The organism is Caulobacter sp. (genome assembly GCF_017744445.1).
In the GTDB taxonomy this organism is placed as follows: domain Bacteria; phylum Pseudomonadota; class Alphaproteobacteria; order Caulobacterales; family Caulobacteraceae; genus Caulobacter.
The window spans coordinates 79,840-99,674 of sequence record NZ_JAGIBH010000005.1 but is presented as its reverse complement, the minus strand read 5'-3'; the positions used below and the strand labels follow the sequence as shown (position 1 = coordinate 99,674).

Annotated in this window: 16 protein-coding genes; 12 read left to right on the top strand and 4 right to left on the bottom strand. The window is 66.9% G+C overall.

The window, feature by feature from the left end; genetic code table 11:
* Positions 1–52 precede the first annotated feature (52 nt).
* The 4 genes from J7528_RS08705 to J7528_RS08690 are packed head-to-tail and all read left to right on the top strand — an operon-like array spanning position 53 to position 5,443.
* Positions 53–2,302 (top strand): TonB-dependent receptor, encoded by a 2,250-nt coding sequence (locus tag J7528_RS08705; RefSeq protein WP_291872937.1) that lies wholly within the window; start codon positions 53–55, stop codon positions 2,300–2,302.
* Positions 2,299–3,966, top strand: coding sequence for a carboxylesterase family protein (locus J7528_RS08700; RefSeq protein ID WP_291872935.1), 1,668 nt, complete (start codon positions 2,299–2,301; stop codon positions 3,964–3,966). Before J7528_RS08705 ends, J7528_RS08700 begins: the two co-directional genes overlap by 4 nt.
* On the top strand, positions 3,963–4,664 hold the full coding sequence (locus J7528_RS08695) for a TetR/AcrR family transcriptional regulator (RefSeq protein ID WP_291872933.1): 702 nt from the start codon (positions 3,963–3,965) through the stop codon (positions 4,662–4,664). Before J7528_RS08700 ends, J7528_RS08695 begins: the two co-directional genes overlap by 4 nt.
* Entirely contained in the window at positions 4,661–5,443 is a 783-nt protein-coding gene (locus J7528_RS08690; protein ID WP_291872930.1) for an SDR family oxidoreductase, read from the top strand. The genes J7528_RS08695 and J7528_RS08690 overlap by 4 nt, the downstream gene beginning before the upstream one ends.
* On the opposite strand, the gene J7528_RS08685 is transcribed toward J7528_RS08690, so the two are convergent.
* Positions 5,436–6,770 (bottom strand): MFS transporter, encoded by a 1,335-nt coding sequence (locus tag J7528_RS08685; RefSeq protein WP_291872927.1) that lies wholly within the window; start codon positions 6,768–6,770, stop codon positions 5,436–5,438. The two genes, J7528_RS08690 and J7528_RS08685, sit on opposite strands and share 8 nt — an antisense overlap.
* Positions 6,771–6,967: 197 nt before the next feature.
* Here J7528_RS08685 and cyoA point away from each other — a divergent pair, with 197 nt between their 5' ends.
* From cyoA to J7528_RS08650, 7 genes are read left to right on the top strand one after another with little or no spacing between them, the layout of a single operon-like run.
* Positions 6,968–8,020, top strand: coding sequence for a ubiquinol oxidase subunit II (gene cyoA, locus J7528_RS08680; RefSeq protein WP_291872925.1), 1,053 nt, complete (start codon positions 6,968–6,970; stop codon positions 8,018–8,020).
* Between the two features lie 20 nt (positions 8,021–8,040).
* Positions 8,041–10,038, top strand: coding sequence for a cytochrome o ubiquinol oxidase subunit I (cyoB, locus tag J7528_RS08675; RefSeq protein ID WP_291872923.1), 1,998 nt, complete (start codon positions 8,041–8,043; stop codon positions 10,036–10,038).
* A 2-nt stretch (positions 10,039–10,040) separates the two neighbouring features.
* Positions 10,041–10,664, top strand: coding sequence for a cytochrome o ubiquinol oxidase subunit III (gene cyoC / locus J7528_RS08670; protein ID WP_291872920.1), 624 nt, complete (start codon positions 10,041–10,043; stop codon positions 10,662–10,664).
* Positions 10,664–11,059, top strand: a complete 396-nt coding sequence (gene cyoD / locus J7528_RS08665) for a cytochrome o ubiquinol oxidase subunit IV (RefSeq protein ID WP_291872918.1) — start codon at positions 10,664–10,666, stop codon at positions 11,057–11,059. The genes cyoC and cyoD overlap by 1 nt, the downstream gene beginning before the upstream one ends.
* Positions 11,056–11,763, top strand: coding sequence for an SURF1 family protein (locus J7528_RS08660; RefSeq protein WP_291872917.1), 708 nt, complete (start codon positions 11,056–11,058; stop codon positions 11,761–11,763). The genes cyoD and J7528_RS08660 overlap by 4 nt, the downstream gene beginning before the upstream one ends.
* Positions 11,760–13,109 (top strand): ATP-binding protein, encoded by a 1,350-nt coding sequence (locus J7528_RS08655; RefSeq protein ID WP_291872915.1) that lies wholly within the window; start codon positions 11,760–11,762, stop codon positions 13,107–13,109. Before J7528_RS08660 ends, J7528_RS08655 begins: the two co-directional genes overlap by 4 nt.
* Entirely contained in the window at positions 13,099–13,632 is a 534-nt protein-coding gene (locus J7528_RS08650; protein ID WP_291872913.1) for a response regulator transcription factor, read from the top strand. Before J7528_RS08655 ends, J7528_RS08650 begins: the two co-directional genes overlap by 11 nt.
* Here the strand turns inward: J7528_RS08650 and J7528_RS08645 are convergent.
* The 3 genes from J7528_RS08645 to J7528_RS08635 all read right to left on the bottom strand — a co-directional run bounded on the left by J7528_RS08645 (position 13,625) and on the right by J7528_RS08635 (position 18,948).
* Positions 13,625–14,482 (bottom strand): DUF1080 domain-containing protein, encoded by an 858-nt coding sequence (locus J7528_RS08645; protein WP_291872911.1) that lies wholly within the window; start codon positions 14,480–14,482, stop codon positions 13,625–13,627. The genes J7528_RS08650 and J7528_RS08645 overlap by 8 nt on opposite strands.
* A gap of 89 nt (positions 14,483–14,571) precedes the next feature.
* The gene (locus J7528_RS08640) at positions 14,572–15,858 is read right to left on the bottom strand and encodes a family 1 glycosylhydrolase (RefSeq protein WP_291872909.1); all 1,287 of its coding nucleotides are present in this window, start codon (positions 15,856–15,858) and stop codon (positions 14,572–14,574) included.
* A gap of 60 nt (positions 15,859–15,918) precedes the next feature.
* Positions 15,919–18,948, bottom strand: a complete 3,030-nt coding sequence (locus J7528_RS08635) for a TonB-dependent receptor (protein WP_291872907.1) — start codon at positions 18,946–18,948, stop codon at positions 15,919–15,921.
* A 204-nt stretch (positions 18,949–19,152) separates the two neighbouring features.
* On the opposite strand from J7528_RS08635, the gene J7528_RS08630 reads away from it, so the two are divergent.
* Positions 19,153–19,827: a TetR/AcrR family transcriptional regulator gene (locus J7528_RS08630; protein ID WP_291872905.1), complete on the top strand. Its 675-nt coding sequence runs from the start codon at positions 19,153–19,155 to the stop codon at positions 19,825–19,827.
* Positions 19,828–19,835 lie beyond the last annotated feature (8 nt).

Below are 19,835 nucleotides of genomic sequence, written 5' to 3'. Positions count from 1 at the left end.
GCTGTTCGCGGAATAGCGCCAAAAAGGCGCGGCCGGCGACAGGGAGGGAACCATGAAACGCATCGCCTACACGGCGTCGGCGCTCGCGCTGACCATTGCCGCGCCCGCTCTCGCGCAAACTGCTTCCAAGCCGAACTCGGGGGCCGAGCAGGTCGACGAGATCGTCGTCACCGCCACCCGGCGCAGCGAGCGCCTGCAGGACGTGCCGCTCAGCGTCACCGCCTTCTCGCAGGCCGAGCTGACCAAGAAGGGCATCGTCAACTACGAGGGCATCGCCCGCGAGACGCCCGGCGTCGTGCTGAACCGCGCCAGCGACAACAATGTCCGCTTCACCGTCCGGGGCATCTCGACGAACGGCTGGGGCGCGGGCCTCCAGACCACCACGACCATCTATCTGGACGAGCTGCCGCTGACCACGATCGGCAATACGGTGACGCTGGATCCCAACCTCTACGACGTGCAGCGCGTGGAGTTCCTGCGCGGACCACAGGGCACGCTGTTCGGCTCGGGCTCGCTATCGGGCGCCCTGCGGGTGCTGACCAAGAGCCCGGACCTGACCGGCTATGATAGCTCGGCCCTGGCCGACATCGGCTACACGCCCGACAGCGAAGGTTGGCGCCAGCGCTACAACGCCATGGTCAACCTGCCGCTGAAGAAGGATGAGCTGGCCCTGCGCCTGGTCGGCTTCTACCGGGACGAGGATGGTTACGTCGACAACCTGGGCACTGGGGTCAAGAACTCCAACAAGCTGAAGAACTGGGGCGGTCGTGGCATCCTGCTGTGGAAGCCGAACGACCGGCTGAGCGTCCGCCTGCTGGCGTCCTACGAGGACAGCAATCCCAAGGACTCGGCGCTGACCTCGCCGAACCTGGGCGATCTCAAGCGCTACAGCACCGTTCCCGACCAATATACGTCCAAGACCCAGGTCTATAACGGCACGGTCGAGTACCAGTTCGACGGCGCGCGCCTGACCAGCTCGTCGACCTATTCGGTGGCCGACAGCCTGTTCAATGTCGATCTGGCCGGCACCTTCGCCTTGGCCGTGCCGTTCTATCTGTTCGACAGCTTCACTTCGAAGACCTTCGTCCAGGAGACGCGCCTGGCCTCGGACGCTGGCGGCAAGTTCGATTGGGTGGCGGGCGGCTTCTATCTGCATCGCGACACCGACCTGAACGGTGAGAACCGCTCCAACACCGCCTTCCTGACGGCCCGCAAGCTGACCGGCCTGCCGGGGACCACCTTCTCGAAGTTCGGCAGCGACACCCGCACCTACGAACTGGCCGGCTTTGGCGAGCTGACCTACCACCTGACCGACAAGCTCTCGGCCGCGGCCGGCCTGCGCTACGGCAAGTATGGCGGCGAGGTCGACACCTATGCCGGCTTCAACTCGGCCTATTTCACCTATGCGCTGCTGAACCTGTCGGGCCCGCTGGCCCTGACGCCCAACGCGGCAGCGACCACCAAGTACCCGTCGGCCTCGAAGGCCTCGTGGAAGGCCAGCCTGACCTATAAGCCGTCACGCGACCTGACGACCTACGCCACGGTCTCCACCGGTTATCGCACGCCCGTCTACAACGCCCGCGCCGGCAGCGTCAGCACCGTCACGCCCAGCGACCTGATCATTCCGGCGGGCGCGGGTTCGGACAACCTGACCAACTACGAGGTCGGCCTGAAGGGCCGTTTCCTGGACGGTCGGCTGACCGCCGCCCTGGCGGCCTATTACATCGACTGGAAGAACATCCAGGTGCAGGCCAACCGCCAGTCGGACTCCATCCAGTTCGCCACCAATGTCGGCCGCGCCGCCTCCAAGGGCCTCGAGGCCGAGGTCAGCTTCACCCCGGTCAAGGGCGTGCTGCTGGGCGTCAACGGCTCGCTGAACGACGCCAAGGTCACGGAGCTGACGACCTCGGAGGCCACCATCTCCGGCGCGGTGGACGGTTCGCGCCTGGCGTCGCCGCATGTGCAGGGTTCGTTCTTCGGGACGTTCAGTTACGACCTGCAAGGCGGGGCGCAGGGCTTCACCAGCTTCCAGATCCAGCACGTCGGCTCGTTCCCGAACGGCTTCCCCAACACGCCGGGCAAGGCCGGGACCCAGAGCCCTCTCTACGGCTACACCGACCGCTACACCTATGTGAACCTGCAGACCGGAGCGCGGTTCGGGCGGACCACAATCACGGTCTATGGCGAGAACCTCGGCAACAGCCGGGCCACGACCTACATCCATCCAGAAGCCTTTGTGTACAGCCGCTTCGCCGTGCTGCGGCCGCGCACCTTCGGCATCCGCGTGGGCTACAACCTGTGAGCCGGCTCTGGGCCTGCCTGACCTTGGCCGTCGCCGTCCTGGCGGCGGCGCCGGTCCGGGCGGAGGAGGGGAGGGTCCAGCTCCGCCAGGGCGCGCTGCAAGGCGTCTCCGAGGCCGGTGTCTCGATCTACAAGGGCATCCCGTACGCCCAGCCGCCGGTTGGCCCGCTGCGCTGGCGGGCGCCGGTCCCGGCGTCGAACTGGCCGGGCGTGCGCGACGCCAAGGCGTTTGGCAGCGCCTGCCTGCAACCGCCCCAGGCCCCGAACGGGCTCTATTCCGGCGGCATGGCCCCGATGAGCGAGGACTGCCTGAGCCTGAACGTCTGGGCCCCGGCCGGCGCTAAGAAGCTGCCGGTCATGGTCTGGATCCATGGCGGCGCTCTGCTGGGCGGCGGCAGTTCCGAGCCGCTGTATGACGGTGCGAAGCTGGCCAGGCAGGGGATCGTCTTCGTCTCGATCAACTACCGCCTGGGCCTGCTTGGCTACTTCGCCCATCCGGCCTTGAGCGCGGAGTCGCCGCAGAAGCTGTCGGGCAACTACGGCCTGCTCGACCAGATCGAAGCGCTGCGCTGGGTGCGAGACAACATCGCGGCCTTCGGGGGTGATCCGAGGCAGGTGACGATCGCCGGCGAGTCCGCTGGCGGGCTTTCCGCCATCGCTCTGATGGCCAGCCCGCAGGCCAAAGGCCTGTTCCGCCGCGCTATCGTTCAGAGCGGCTACATGCCGGCCTATCGCGCGCTGCATGAGCCGACCCTGGGTCTGCCCTCGGCGGAAGCTGGCGGCGAGGCGCTGGGCGCGGCGGCTGGGGCCAAGACCGCCGAGCAGCTGCGGGCGACCGATTTGGTCACCCTGTTCAAGGCAGGCTTGGCCACCGGTTGGCAGCCCGAGCCGGTGATCGACGGCGTGACGCTGCCGCGCCAGCTGGTCGAGACCTTCGCGCGCGGCGAGCAGGCCAAGGCCGACGTCCTGGCCGGCTTCAACGAGGGCGAGATCCGCTCGCTGCTGTTCCTGATGCCGCCCGCGCCGGCGACGTCCGAGGCGTATGTCGCGGATGTGAAGAAGCGCTTCGGCGCCAAGGCCGACGCCTATCTGGCCGTCTATCCGGGGGCGGACCCCAAGGCCGATGTCATGGCCTCGATCCGCGACGGGCTCTACGGTTTCACGGCCCAGTACCTGGTGCGCCAGCAGGCGGCGGCCGGGCAGGGCGGCTATCTCTACTATTTCCGGCACAGCACCCCGGCCCAGAAGGCGCGCGACCTGGCGGCCTTCCATGCCAGCGAGATCCCCTACGTCTTCGGGCAGGTGGGCAAGGGCGCCGCGCTGGGGCCGAACTGGCCGCGTCCGCCGCTGACGCCTGAGGAAACGGCGCTGTCGGACGCCATGCTGAACTACTGGGTCTCGTTCGTCCGAACCGGCACGCCGACCGCGCCGGGCGAGACGGCGTGGCCGCGCTTCACAGCCAAGGGGCGCGGCTACCTCGACGTCGGCGATCGGCCTGTGGCCGCGCGCGACCTTCAACCCGCCGCCTACGGCTGGGCCGACGCCTTGGTCGCCGAGCGGCGCGCGCAGAGCCAGGCCTGGCGGCTCGACATCGGCTTCTCGGCCTTCCCGCCGCAGGGTCACGTTGACGGCCCGGGCACGAAGCGGCAACCAGAGGCTCGATGAGCACCGACCAGACCCAAGAGGCCAAGGCGCCCCGCCACAAGGCCCGCGCCCGCGAACAGTCGATCGAGCGGATCCTGGACGCCGCCGAGCAGCTGTTCGCCGAGTTCGGCTATCACGGCGTGACGCTGAAGGACGTGGCCGCCCGGATCGGGGTCAGCTCGACGCTGATCCACTACCACTTCAACGGCAAGGAAAGCCTGTTCGAGGCGGTGTGGGCGCGGCGGGCCCCGGTCTCGGCGCAGAACCGTCTGGACGCGATGCGGCGCTATGCCGAGGAGGTCGGCGACAAGGTCACGGTCGAGGGGGCGCTGCACGCCTGGATCGACACCGACCTCAACGTCCAGATCCACGACACCGAGCAGTGGCTGGCCTTCGGTCAGATCAGCGCCCAGGCCAACAGCGCCGCCGGCTGGGGCGCGGAGAAAATGGGCAAGTACTTCAACCCCGTCGTCCTGGCCCTGATCGACCTACTCAAGAAGGCCATGCCCGACTGCGACGAGGCGACGATCTTCTGGGGTTACCACTTCGTCTCGGGGGCGATGACCCACAACATGGCGCGCACCGGCCGGCTGGACCAGTTGTCGCACGGCCTGTGTTCGTCCAACGATTTTGAATCCATTCGCCAGCACATGGCGACCTTCATGGCCGCGGGCTTCAAGGCGATCTGCCAGTGCCCGCCGGCGGAGACCGGCAAATGATCAAGACTCTGGGCGGGCTGTTCGACCTCACTGGCCGCGTGGCCATCGTCACCGGCGGCTCGCGCGGACTGGGGCTGCAGATCGCCTTGGCCTTGGGCGAGTACGGGGCGTCGCTGGCCCTGGTAGCCCGCAAGCAAGCCGAGTTGGACGCCGCCGTCGCAGACTTGGCGGGGAAGGGGATCCAGGCCGAGGGTTTCGCCGCCGATCTGGGCGCGCCGGACGCCGCCACGACCCTGACCGAGCGGGTCCTGGCCCGCTACGGCCGCATCGACATCTTGGTCAACAACGCCGGCACGGTGTGGGGCGCGCCGGCTGAGGACTATCCGATCGAGGGCTGGAACAAGGTCATCGACCTGAACGTCACGGGCCTCTTCCTGCTGACCCAGGCGGTTGCTCGCGAGGCCTTCCTGAAACAGGGCAAGGGCGCGGTGGTCAACGTGGCCTCGATCGAGGGGCTGATGGGCCACCACCCTGACCAGATCGGCACGATCGCCTACAACACCGCCAAGGGCGCGGTGGTGAACATGACCCGGGCGCTGGCGGCCGAGTGGGGCCCGCGCAATATCCGGGTCAACGCCGTGGCGCCGGGCTACTTCCCGTCGAAGATGACGGCCGTGACCATCGGCGACCATGGCGAGCGGATGCTGCGCGACACGCCGCTGGGCAAGCTGGGCGGCGAGACCGACCTGATGGGGCCAGCCTTGCTGTTGGCCTCGGACGCCGGCGGCCACATGACCGGCCAGATCCTGGTGGTCGACGGCGGCGCGACGATTATTTGAGCGCCTTGCGCTGGCGATTGCGGTCCAGGGTCAGGGCGATCAGCGTCGCGACCGAACCGGACGCCAGGTAGAGGCCGATCGCCGGCAGACCCCACAGCGAGGCCAGCCCGAGGGCGGCCAGCGGCGCGAAGCCGGCGCCGATCAGCCACGACAGGTCTGAGGTCAGGGCCGCTCCGGTGTAGCGATAACGCTTGTAAAAGCGCGAGCTGACCGTGCCGGCGGCTTGACCGAATGACAGGCCCAGGATGGCGAAACCGACCACCACATAAACCGTCTGGCCCATCGAGCCGCCGTCCAGCAGGCGCGGGGCCAGCAGACTGAAGCCGCCGATCAGCAGGGCCGACAGGGCCAGCTGGTTCTGGCGGTTGATGCGGTCGGCGATCCAGCCCGAGGCCAGGATGCCCAGCACGCCGACCACGGCGCCGACCAGTTCGATGCGCAGGAAGGTCAGGGCCTGGGCGTCGTCATGCAGGGCCACCCACGACAGGGGGAAGACCGTGACCAGGTGGAACATGGCGAAGGTGGCCAGCGGCGCGAACATGCCGATGATCACGTTGCCGCCCTCGGCGCGCAGTAGCGAGGCGATGGGGGCAGGGCGCAGCTCGCGCTTCTCGAACAGCTGGCCGTATTCCTCGGTGGCGACGATGCGCAGGCGGGCGAACAGGGCCACGACGTTGATCGCGAAGGCCGCGAAGAACGGATAGCGCCAGCCCCAGTCCAGGAAATCAGCCGAGCCCAGGCTGGCGACGAAATAGGCGAATAGGCCGCTGGCCAGCATGAAGCCGAACGGCGCGCCCAGCTGCGGGATCATGGCGTACCAGCCGCGCTTGTTCTCCGGGGCGTTCAGGGCCAGCAGCGACGACAGGCCGTCCCACGCGCCGGCCAGCGCCAGGCCCTGGCCGATGCGGAAGGCTGCTAGCGCCCAGATGGCAAGAGGGCCTGCGACCGCGTAGCCGGGCAGGAAACTCATCGCCGCTGTCGAGCCGCCCAGCAGGAACAGGGCGACGGTCAGCTTGGCGCCGCGACCGAAGCGTCGGTCGATCATGCCGAAGATCACCGAGCCGATCGGCCGGGCGATGAAGGCCAGGGCGAAGATCGCGAAAGCGTACATGACGCCGGTCAGGCGATCGACGAACGGGAAGAACAGCTGCGGGAACACCAGCACCGAGGCGATGGCGTAGACGAAGAAGTCGAAGAATTCCGAGGTGCGGCCGATCACCACGCCCAAGGCGATCTCGCCCGATCGGACGCCGTGGGAATCGGCATGCATCCGGCGCGCATCGCGCTCCAGGCCGGATGAGGTGGGTACTGTGAACTCTTGAGCCATGAACTGACGCGCCTATTCCTCGTTTCCGTCCCAACTTCCCAATGTCGCGCCGCCTGAATGGCGGTCTTGAGGCGAGCATGAGGCCAAGGGACGCGATCTGGCAAACGCCTTTGCGACGCTTCCGCTCCGGGCCGGGGAGGGGCCTAGGACAAACGGTCCAATGTCGCACCGCAGCACGGCGCTCTATCGGGCGGCGCATGCGTCCGAAACTCCTTCCGTCGCCCCGCGTCCTGGCCAAGTTGGCCCTGTTGCCCGCGCTCCTCGCGCTGGGTGGCTGCGACTGGGTGGTGATGAACCCGTCCGGCGATATCGCCATACAGCAGCGCGACCTGATCATCGTCGCCACCGTGCTGATGCTGGTGATCATCGTGCCGGTGATCGCCCTGACCCTGTTCTTCGCCTGGAAGTACCGGCGCTCGAACGAGGACGCGCCGTATGACCCCGACTGGCACCACTCCACCCGCCTGGAAATCGTGATCTGGGCCGCGCCGCTGGTGATCATCACCATCCTGGGCGCGGTGACCTGGACCAGCACCCACCTGCTGGACCCGTACCGTCCGCTGGACCGCCTGGCGCCCGGCCGCAGCGCCCAGCACGTCAAGCCGCTGAAGGTCCAGGTCGTGGCCCTCGATTGGAAGTGGCTGTTCATCTATCCCGAGCTGGGCGTCGCCACGGTCAATGAGCTGGCCGCGCCGGTGGACACGCCGATCGACTTTCAGCTGACCAGCTCGTCGGTGATGAACTCGTTCTACGTGCCCGCCCTGGCCGGCCAGATCTACGCCATGCCAGGCATGACCACCCAGCTGCACGCGGTGATCAACAAGCCTGGGACCTTCGATGGCTTTTCGGCCAACTTCAGCGGCGCGGGCTTCTCGCATATGCGCTTCAAGTTCCATGGCATGAGCCAGGCGAACTTCGACCGCTGGGCCGCCGAGGTCCGCAAGGGCGATCAGCGCCTGGACGGGCCGCGCTACCTGGTGCTGGAGAAGCCCAGCGAGAAGGCTCCGGTGCAGAAGTTCGCCTCGGTCGATGCGGGCCTGTTCGACAAGGCCGTCAATCGCTGCGTCGAGCCGGGCAAGATGTGCCAGCACGATATGATGCGCATCGACGCCAACGGCGGCCTCGGCATGGCCGGCGTCTACAACGTCACCACCCTCGAATACGACAAGCGCGTGCGGCGCGGCCAGGAGGGCGGCCTGCGAGCCTTCGTCGCCGCGCTCTGCGCCCCGAAGTCCGCCGAAGCGCGCTGAGCCAAGGTTAGAGACCCAGTATGTCCCCCGACCTCGTCAAATTCATCTTCGGCCGCCTGACTTGGGAGGCCATCCCGCTGCACGAGCCCATCCTGCTCGGCACCTTCATCGTCGTCGCCCTGGGCGGCCTGGCGACCCTGGGCCTGCTGACCCGCTACAAGCTGTGGGGCTATCTGTGGCGTGAGTGGCTGACTAGCGTCGACCACAAGAAGATTGGGGTGATGTACATCATCCTGGCGATCATCATGCTGCTGCGTGGTTTCGCCGACGCCCTGATGATGCGGGCCCAACAGGCGATGGCCTTTGGTGACAACGCCGGCTACCTGCCGTCGCACCACTACGACCAGATCTTCACCGCCCATGGCGTGATCATGATCTTCTTCGTGGCCATGCCGCTGGTGACAGGCCTGATGAACCTGGCCGTGCCGCTGCAGATCGGCGCGCGCGACGTGGCCTTTCCGTTCCTGAACAACTTCAGCTTCTGGATGACGGTCGGCGGCGCGGTGACGGTGATGCTGTCGCTGTTCGTCGGCGAGTTCGCCCGCACCGGCTGGCTGGCTTACCCGCCGCTGTCGAACCTGGCCTACAGTCCGGATGTCGGGGTGGACTACTATATCTGGGCGCTACAGATAGCCGGGGTAGGGACAACCCTCTCAGGCATCAATCTGGTCGTGACCATCATCAAGATGCGCGCCCCGGGCATGAGCCTGATGAAGATGCCGGTCTTCACCTGGACCTCGCTGTGCACCAACGTCCTGATCGTGGCGACCTTCCCGATCCTGACCGCCACCCTGGCCCTGCTGACGGCTGACCGGTACCTCTATACGAACTTCTTCACGAACGACTTCGGAGGCAATCCGATGATGTACGTGAACCTGATCTGGATCTGGGGTCACCCCGAGGTCTACATCCTGATCCTGCCGGCCTTCGGCGTGTTCTCGGAAGTGGTCTCGACCTTCTGCGGCAAGCGTCTGTTCGGCTACAGCTCGATGGTCTACGCGACCGTCGTCATCACCATCCTGTCGTACCTGGTGTGGCTGCACCACTTCTTCACCATGGGCTCGGGCGCCAGCGTGAACTCGTTCTTCGGGATCACGACGATGATCATCTCGATCCCGACAGGGGCGAAGATCTTCAACTGGCTGTTCACGATGTACCGCGGCCGTATCCGGTATGAAGTGCCGATGCTGTGGACCGTCGGCTTCATGGTCACTTTCGTGATCGGCGGCATGACCGGCGTGCTGCTGGCCGTCCCGCCCGCCGACTTCGTGCTGCACAACAGCCTGTTCCTGATCGCCCACTTCCACAACGTGATCATCGGCGGCGTGGTGTTCGGCATGTTCGCCGGCATCACCTACTGGTTCCCCAAGGCCTTCGGCTTCAAGCTGGATCCGTTCTGGGGCAAGGTCTCGTTCTGGTGCTGGCTGGTCGGCTTCTGGGTCGCCTTCACGCCGCTCTATGTGCTGGGCCTGATGGGGGTGACGCGCCGCGTCAGCCACTTCGAGGATCCGTCCCTGCAGATTTGGTTCGTGATCGCGGCCATCGGCGCGGTGATCATCCTGTGCGGCATCATCGCCTTCATCGTCCAGATCGTGGTCAGCGTCCTCAACCGCGAGGCCCTGCGCGACGAGACCGGCGACCCGTGGGGCGGCCGGACGCTGGAGTGGTCGACCTCGTCGCCGCCGCCGGCCTACAACTTCGCCTTCACGCCGGTGGTCCACCAGCTGGACGCCTGGTGGGACATGAAGGCGCGTGGCTATGAGCGCCCGACGACCGGCTACATCCCGATCCACATGCCGGCCAATACCGGCGCGGGCGTGATCCTGGCCGGGATCAGCACGGTGCTGGGCTTTGCGCTGATCTGGCACATCTGGTGGCTGGCGGCGGTGTCGTTCGTGGCCCTGGCAGCCGCCGCGATCGCCCACACCTTCAACTTCAAGCGTGACTACTACATCCCGGCCGAGGAGGTCGTCCGCGTCGAGGATGCCCGCACTGAAGCCCTGCGGAGCCTGACCTGACCATGGCCTCTCACGCCCATGCCCTGACCGAGGCGGACAAGAACCGCTTCCACATGACCGAGGAGCACCATCCGGAGAACGGGACCCTGCTGGGGTTCTGGATCTACCTGATGAGCGACTGCCTGATCTTCGCGGTGCTGTTCGCCACCTACGCCGTGCTGGGCCGCAACTACGCGGCCGGGCCGTCAGGGGCGGACCTGTTCGACCTGCCGCTGGTGGCGGTGAACACGGGCCTGCTGCTGTTCTCGTCGATCACCTATGGCTTCGCCATGCTGTCGGCCCAGGCTGGCCGCAAGACGCCGACCCTGGTCTGGCTGGCGGTCACCGGCCTGTTCGGTCTCGGGTTCCTGTCGCTGGAGCTTTATGAGTTCCATCACTTGATCCACGAAGGCGCGGGCCCGCAGCGCAGCGCCTTCCTGTCGTCGTTCTTCACGCTGGTGGGCACGCACGGCCTGCACGTGACGTTCGGCATCATCTGGCTGGTCACCCTGATGGTCCAGGTCGGCCAGCGCGGCCTCGACGAGGCCATGAAGCGCCGGCTGATGTGCCTGTCGATGTTCTGGCACTTCCTGGACGTGATCTGGATCGGCGTCTTCTCGTTCGTCTACCTCTTGGGAGTGCTGTGATGACTGCGGCTGGCCACGACACGCACCACGCGCCCGGCGCCCATGAAGGGCATGGCCACGACGCCGGCCACGGCTCGCTGAAGGACTATGTCATCGGCTTCGTGCTGGCGGTTATCCTGACGGCGATCCCGTTCTGGCTGGTCATGGGCCGCGTTCTGCCCACGCCCCAGATGACCGCCGTGGCGGTGATGGGGCTGGCGGTAATCCAGGTGCTGGTCCACATGATCTACTTCCTGCACATGAACTCGCGTTCGGAAGGCGGATGGACCCTGCTGGCCCTGATGTTCACCCTGATCCTGGTGGTGATCACGCTGAGCGGCTCGCTGTGGGTGATGCACAACCTCAACACCCACATGATGCCGCTCGACGCCCACGACATGAAGCAGATGCCGTGACCACGGGAAGGCGAGCACGGTCGATCGCCCTGATCGGGCTGTGCGCCGCCTTCACCATGGTCTTCGTGCTGCTGGGCGCCTGGCAGGTCCAGCGGCGGGCGTGGAAGCTGGACCTGATCGCCAAGGTCGAGCAGCGGATCCACGGCGAGCCGGTTCCGGCGCCGGTGAGCTGGTCCAGTGATGACGTCTATCGCCGGGTCCGCGTGACGGGCGTCTTCGACCATGGCGACGAGACCCTGGTCCAGGCGGTCACCGAGAAGGGCCCCGGCTTCTGGGTCCTGACGCCGCTGAAGACCGATCGCGGCTTCACCGTGCTGGTCAATCGCGGTTTCGTGCCGGCCGAGCGCAAGGTGGCCGCTTCACATCCCGTCGGTCCCGTTACGGTTGTCGGCCTGTTGCGCGCGACCGAGCCCAAGGGCGGTTTCCTGCGCCAGAACCAACCGGGGGCAGGGCGCTGGTACTCCCGCGACGTCCAGGCCATCGCGGCGGCGCACAACCTGACAAACGTTGCGCCATATTTCGTGGATGCCGACGCCACGCCCAATCCTGGCGGCTGGCCCCTAGGGGGTCTTACGGTCGTGCGTTTCCCCAACAGCCATCTTATCTACGCCCTGACGTGGTTCGGTCTGGCCCTGCTGACCAGCGGCGCCGGTCTCTATGTCGCGTACGACGCGCGGCGGAACCGTGACGAAGGAGCTTCATGAGCCCGACCGCCAGCATCCTGTTCTCCGGCTTGGCGGGCTGGCTCTCGGGCGCGCGGGCGGCGGACAACGCCAGCGGCCCGGCCGACGCCATCGCCCGCCAGAACATGCTGCAGCTGATCCACCTGCGCTGGATCGCGGTGCTGGGCCAGGTGGTGACCATCCTGGCGGTGCATTTCAGCCTGGGCTTCCGTCTGCCACTGGCCGCCATGATGCTGGTGCTGGCCGCGCTGGTGGCGTTGAACCTGTTCAGCCTGGCGCGGCTGAAACGGCCGATGCCGCTGGGCCGCTATGACCTGTTCCTGGCCCTGGCGCTGGACGCCCTGGCGCTCACCATCCAGCTCTATTTAAGCGGCGGGGCGACCAATCCGTTCACGACCCTCTATCTGCTCCATGTGATCCTGGGCGCGGTGCTGCTGGAGGCCTGGGCGACCTGGGCGATCGTGGCCCTGACCAGCTTCTGCTTCGTCATGCTGGTAGCCTTCAACCGACCGATCGTCGCCACGGGCCTCAGCGACCAGACCTTCTTCGATCTGTTCCTGATGGGCATGCTGGTCGGCATCGTACTGGACGCGGTGCTGCTGGTGACCTTCGTCTCCCGCATCAACGCCAACCTTCGTGGGCACGACGCCCACGTCGCCGAGCTGCGTCAGCGCGCCGCCGAGGAGACCCACATCGTCCGCATGGGCCTTCTGGCCTCCGGCGCCGCGCATGAGCTTGGCACGCCGCTGGCCACGCTGGACGTTATCCTGGGCGACTGGCGGCGCATGCCGATTTTCGCCAGCCAGCCGGACCTGGCCCAGGAGCTGGAGGACATGCGGGGCGAGGTCCAGCGCTGCAAGACTATCGTCACCGGCGTCCTGCAATCGGCAGGCGAGGCGAGGGGCGGCGAGGTGCGGGCCAGCACCCTGCGGGCCTTCATGGACGAGGTGGTCACCGACTGGCGCGCCACCCGCAACGGCGAGGCCCTGGTCTACGAGACCGACCTGATCGCCCCGACCCCGATCGTGGCGGAGTCCACGCTGAAACAGGTGATCCATAACGTGCTCGACAACGCCCTGGACGCCTCCGCCGGCGCGGTGCGGCTGTGGGCCGGTGTTCGCGAGGATCGCCTGCTGATCGAGGTCGAGGACGACGGCCCCGGCTTCACCGCCGAGACGCTGGAAAACTTCGGCAAGCCCTACAACTCGACCAAGGGTCGCGCCGGCGGGGGCCTCGGCCTGTTTCTGGTGGTCAATGTCCTGCGCAAGCTGGGCGGCGTGGCCTTCGCCGAGAACTTGGCCGAGGGCGGGGCGCGGGTGGTGCTGGACCTGCCGCTGTCGTCCCTGGAGATCAGCCGTGCCGACTGACCGCAAGCTGATCATCATCGAGGACGACGAGAAGTTCGCCGCCACGCTGAAGCGCTCCTTCGAACGCCGCGACTACACGGTGGTCCACGCGCGCGGCCTTGACGAGGCGATGGCGGCGCTGGAGACCTTCGCGCCCAAATACGCCGTGGTCGATCTGAAGCTGGCCGGCGAGTCCGGCCTGGCCTGCGTCCGCGCCCTGGCCGAGCGGGACCCGGCCATGCTGATCGTGGTGCTGACGGGCTTCGCCAGCATCGCCACCGCCGTCGAGGCCATCAAGCTGGGCGCTCGCCACTACCTGGCCAAGCCGTCCAATACCGACGACATCGAGGCGGCCTTCCACAAGGGCGAGGGCGATGTCGACGCCGCCATCGGCGAACGGGCGACGTCGATCAAGAACCTGGAATGGGAGCGGATCCACCAGACCCTGGTCGAGACCGACTTCAACATTTCCGAGACCGCCCGGCGCCTGGGCATGCATCGCCGGACCCTGGCGCGGAAGCTGGAGAAGCGCCGGATCACTTGACCTTGGGCAAGGCGGTGATCGGCTCCAGAACGATCTCGCGGAAGAAGGTTTCGGTGCCTTCCGACTGCAACTGGATCGCGCCATGGGTCAGAGGTTGGCCGCCGGCCTTCAGGTCGCGGACCTCCAGCACCGGCACACCGTTGACGACGTGCACAGCCCGGTCGCCCAGGACGTAGAGGTCCAGGGTGTTCCATTCACCGGCCGGTTTTTCGGCGTCGCTATAGGCCTCGACGTTCCAGTCGGCGGTGCCGCCCTTGGCGGTGACGACGCGGCCGGTGGGGGCGTAGCGCAGGTTTGGCTTGATCAGCGACGGGTCGTCGATGGCGTTGGTGACGACCGAGATCGCCTCGCCGACGGGGACGACCATGCCGATCGAGCCGGTCATGATCTCGAACTCGACCGCCTGGCTCCAAGTGCCCCAGACCACGCCGGGCGCGCCATGCGAGTGGTAGAGCAGGCCGTTATTGGGCGCCTGCGTCTCGCGCGGCGCCCAGCGGCCCTTGCCCCACTTGTACTGCAAGCGCAGGTGGTAGTCCTTGAAGTCGCCCTTGTGGACCAGGCTGCCCCAGATCTTGCCGTTGACGTAGAGGGCGGAGCGGCCGTCCTCCTGCACCACCTTGAAGATCTCGGCGCTCTGGGCCGTCGCGCCGATCGGGGCGACGGGCGGGCGCTTGTAGGTGAGGGCGGGATCAGCATAGCCCAGCCAAGCGCTCCAGTCCTTCAGATCCTTGCCGTTGAACAGCGACACCTTCGGACCCGCAGCCTTCGGCACGTCGGTCAAGGTCAGCGGAGAAGCGAGGGCGGGCGCGGCGATGGCCAGCGTCAGGGTGAAGGCCAGGGTCTTAAGCATGCGTCCTCGCACTCGGGTTTCGAGCGCACCCTAGCTGGCAGCGCTGTCACGACAAGGCTTGCATGGTCGTAGATCAGATCGCGTTGGCCTCAGATCGCATTGGCCCTGGCGATCCGGCCCAGATGCAGGGCGCTGGGACGCGGCGTGCGCTTGAAGGTCTGGCGGTCCACGGCGACAAGGCCGAATGGCACGCCGTAGCCGGAGGTCCACTCGAAATTGTCCAGCAGCGACCAGTAGAGATAGCTGTGCACCGGGATGCCGTCGTCCAGGCATTGGCGCACGCCGGCCAGGGCCTGGTCGATGAAGGCGATCCGGCGCGTGTCGTCGGCTACGGCTACACCGCTTTCGGTGACATAGACCGGCTTGCCGATCGCTCGGTGCGCCCAGCGGATCGTGTTGGCCAGGGCCTGTGGATAGAACTCGTAGCCCGACAGGGTCAGCTCGGCGCCGGGCGGCGGGGCCTTCACGCCGTGTTCGTCGACCACGAAGCGGGTGTAGGTCTGGACCCCGAAGAAGTCGGCGTGGCTGCGGGCGACCTCAACCCAGTCGCCATAGAGCTTGCGCTGGTAGATTTCGACGAGCTTGGGATCGTCGGACTGGATGTCCTGGGTCGTCAGGGTGAGGCCGACGGGCAGAGACGGGCGCGCCTGCTTGATGGCGTCGTAGGCCTGACGATGGGCCTCCTGCATGATCGGCGTGGCGATCGTCGGATCGGCATAGGCCAGCCGCGAGAAGCGCGGCGAGTCCGTCGCCTTAGCCGCCGCGGCGATGGCCGCCTTGACCACGGGGATCACGGCCTGGATCCCGGGCATCAGGTCGACCAGCAACCGGATATTGGCCTCGTTGAAAGTCGTGGCCATGTGCATCAGCGGTCCCAGACGCTCGACCACCTTGCGGCAGAAGCGGGCGAACAGGGCGGGGGCGTCGGCGACCTCGAAGCCGCCGCGCTGGGCGAACCACAGCGGCGTGGTGAAGTGGTTCAAGGTGACGATAGGCTTGAGGCCCCGTGCGCGGCAGGCCTCCAGCACGCGGGCATAGTGGTCCAGCTCGGCATTGGAGAAGAAGCCTTCGCTGGGCTCGATCCGCGCCCACTCCACGCCCAGGCGGTAGGTGTTGAAACCCAGGCCGGCGGCCAGCGCGAAGTCCTCGCCGTAGCGGTGATAGCTGTCGACGGCGTCGCCCGAACGTTCCTTGAACATCGACGGCTTGAGGTTCTCCATCAGCCAGGCGTCGCTGTTGGTGTTGCCGCCTTCGCTCTGGTGGGCCGAGATCGCCGTGCCCCACAGGAAGTCCTTGGGCAGGGACCGCTTGGGCTGGGCGAGGGCAGGAGAGGCCAGCGCCGCCGCGCCCGCGACGAGAAGATCGCGTCGGATCATGTTGCTTCTCAAAGAAAAATGGCGGGCGACACGAGGTCGCCCGCCAGGCGCGAGGTAGAACTAGAACGCTTTTTTGACGCCGATCTCGATGGTCCGGCCCAGCGGGTTGCCGGTCCACGGGTCGTAGCCGAACTCTTCCTGAGCCGGCGGCGGATCGCGGTCGAAGATATTGGCGACGGTGGCCGTCAGCGCCATGTCGTCGCCGAGCTGGATCCGATAGGTGAAGTCGGTGGTGATCCACTTCTCACCGTCTTCGCCGTACTGAACGCCGGCCCGCTCGTCCTTGACCGCCGAGACGAAGTTGACGCCCAGGCGGAAGTTCTGGCGGCCCAGGCCGTAATTGACGCCCAGGTTGGCGCGCCACTTCGGCGCCGCTTGGGCGAAGGTGGCGAAGTTCAGCGTGCCCAGGCGGTCATCGCCGGTCGAGATGGTCACGCCGTCCAGGGTGGTCGGGCCGGTGCGCAGCTCGGTCACCCGCGTGGCGTTGACGTTGATGTCCAGATCGCCAGGGCCGAGCGGCAGGCCGTACTTGGCCTGGATGTCGAAGCCCTTGGTCGTCTGGCCCGGGCCGTTGCCGTAGCGGGTCGAGACGGCCGAGAAGCTGCCGACGCCGGTCATGCCCACGGTGCAGCCATTGTTGAAGCTGATGCGAGCCAGCAGCGGCTGCTTCGTGACGTCGCAGGTGGTGATCGTGCCGCCGGCGCCGTTGAACACCAGGCTGGCGATCTGGTTCGGGTCGGCGACCTGACCGATCTGGTCCTTCGTCCGGATATCGAAATAGTCGACGATCAGGCGGAAGTCGTGGCCATCGGCAAAGCCTCGGCTCTGCCAGATCGCGCCGATATTGCCGGTCTTTGCGGTCTCGGGCTTGAGGTCGGCGTCGGTGATGAACTGCGCCGCCAGCCAGTTGCTGGCCGCCACCGTGTAGGTGCGCGCGGCCACCGTGATGGCGCCCGGCGTCACGCCCAGCGGCGGGGTCTGGTAGTTGGTGCCGTACGAGGCGCGGAAGGTCAGCGGGCCCCAGACGTTCCACTTGCCCGACACCTTGTAGACCGTGGCGCCCAGGTCGTTGGAGAACTTCTCCCGACGCGCCGCCAGCTGGATGTCGACGTTCGAGAACAGCGGCACCTGCAGCTCGCCGAACAGCGAGTACTGGCTCTGCTCGGCCTGGGTCGGCAGGGTGGGCGCGAACAGCACGAACGGACCCGGCGCGTCAGGCGTGCAGCCCCGGAAGTTCGGGCTGGTCGTCGGCGTCGGGGTGGGATTGAGGTTTCCCGAACCCGGACCGTTGGCGCTTGTGGTGTTGCTGGGCCACTCGCATTGGATCGAGCCGTTGTTGAACGCGCTGGGCACTTCTACGCGGTTGGACAGCGAGCGGTACTGCGCGCCCAGAGCCCAGCCGATCTCGCCGCCGGGCAGCTTGATGCCCGACTGGCCGTTGAAAACCAGGTCGGCGGTGAAGTTGTGGCTCATGGTCTCGACCGCGCGCGGGTCGAACATCCACAGCGCCAGGTCCTCGGGGTTCTCCTTGCCGGCGACGTAGCTGGGGTTGGAGAGGCCCAGGACCGGCTGGCCCTTGAACGAGGACGAGAAGGGGTTCCAGTACTGGCAGCCGTTCTTGCCGGCCGCGCCGGGGTTCTGGGTGCCGAAGCGGCTGGGATCCAGGTCCACGGCCTGGCACTTGGGACCGCCGAAGCCGTTCAGGGCCTCCTGCAGGCGGTATCCGATGGTGTCGGCGTGGGTGTTGTAGTTGTAGGCGTCGTTATAGGTCAGCGCGAAGTCGTAGCCGACCTTCTTGGCGAACGGCGCGATGTCACCCAGGTCGCCGGTCAGTCCAGCCGAGACGCGCCAGACCTTGTTATCGATGCGGTCGGCGACGCCGAAGCCGTCACCGCCGGAATAGTACGGGTTCCCGCCGTGACCGAAGAGGCGGTAGGTGATCGGGGTGAAACCCGAAGCGCCAACAATGCCGTTCTTGGCCGCGAACTCGGCCGCGAAGGGGTTGGTGATCGGCACATAGAACTGGTTGACCGCGCCCGTGGTCAGGGCCGGGCCGCGCGACACCGGCTGGGCCGGCGAGCCCATGACTTGGGGCAGGTTCACCCGGCCGTACGATGCGTCCATGTGGAACTTCATCGTGTCGGTAATGTCGGCCTTCAGCTGGGCGTAGAGGCGGTAGGTGTCCTGGTTCTCCACCAGCCGGTAGTACGGGATGTAGTTGTAGGCGCAGGTGTAGACGTTGTCGTAACGGCCGCCGACGGCCGCGCAGCTGGCGGGCGTGAAGTCCGAGACGATGCCGCCCAGATTGGCGCCCCATTCGCCGACATCCGTTGCAGTGGGCGTGGCCGGCAGGGGGCCGCGCGGCTGCCACCCGGTCAGGTTGGTGAGGGTCGACCAGGGCGCTGGGTTGTAGCCCGTTCCGGGCGTCAGCGAGGCCTTGGTGAAGTCCCGCTCCATGGTGTTCAGGCGCGAGCGGTGCTCGTACTCGGCCGAGACCAGCAGGTTGACGCGGTCCGCGCCGATGCCGCCCATCACGCCGACCGAATAGTCGCCCTTCGAGCCCTTGATGTGCTTGTACTGGCCTTGCGCCTCAAGACCGACGAATCGGTCGCGGGTGATGAAGTTGACGACGCCGCCAGTCGCGTCGGCGCCATAGATCACCGCCGCGCCGTCCTTCAGCACTTCCGTGCGGGCCAGGGCGATCGACGGGACGTTGGCGGTGTTTTGGTTCATCCGCCGGCCGTTCAGCAGCACCAGCGTCTTATCCGCGCCCAGGCCGCGCAGATTGTAGTTCACCGAACCGACCAGGGCCGGACCGCCGAAATAGTAGCTCTCGCCGGTCGTCGGGCCCGAGATGGTCAGGCTCTTGGCGAACTCCAGCGCCGTCGGTGAGCCCTGCTTTTCCAGTTCCGCCTGCGAATACACCTCGACGGGGAGGGCGGCGTCCAGCGCCGAGCCCCGGATGTTGGAGCCGGTGACGACGATTTCCTCGACTTGGGTCGATTGGTCCTGAGACCAGGCGGGCGCGCCGAAGCCGGCGATCCCGATGAGCAGCGCGACGCCCGACGCGCCGGATAGCCCGATTTTCATGTGGCGAACCCTCCCGTTGAATGAGTCTCTTAACGCTCATTCTCACAAGAGTGAGTGTTGTAGCATCGCCGTTGCGACGTCAATGATCATTGTTCGACCACGCGGTCGTAGGCCCGGGATGGGGCGGGCGCCGCTAAGGGAACGATTGACAGGAGCGCGCCGCGCCCCGACTACGCGGCGTAGCGAAGGACCCAGGAGGACGGCTTGGCGGGAGCGACGGCGGAGCAGGGCAAGGCGCGGCGGACCAAGGCCGAGCAGCGCGCCCAGAGCCTGGAGCAGATCCTGGACGCGGCCGAGTACCTGTTCTCGCAGAACGGCCTCTATGGCGTGACCTTGCGTGACGTCGCCGTGCGCGTGGGCATCCACACGACGCTGCTGAACTACTACTTCAAGGACAAGACCAACCTGTTCGAGGCCGTGTTCGCCCGGCGCGCGGGGGTCACGTCGGGCCGGCGGATGATCGCGCTGGAGCAGTACGAGCTAGCGGCGGGCGACAAGCCGACCGTCGAGGGAGCGCTGCACGCCTTCCTCGACACCGACCTGGACCTCTACTGGGAGGGTGGCGAGCACTGGATGAACTACGCCGCGTTCTGCGCGCGGGTCAGCAACACGCCCGAGGGCGCGGCGCTGATGGACGAGCACTTCGACCCGGTGGTGCTGAAGTTGGTCGGCATCCTCAAGCGCGCCCTGCCGGACTATGCCGACGAGGAGATCTTCTGGGGCTATCACTTCGTGTCGGGCGCTCTGATGAACACTCTGGCGCGGACTGGGCGGATCGACCGGCTGTCCAGCGGCCTGTGCCACTCGGACGACTTCCCGGCGATCAAGAAGCGGATCGCCCGCTTCATGGCCGCCGGGTTCATTGCCCTCAAGGACTAGGCGTAGGA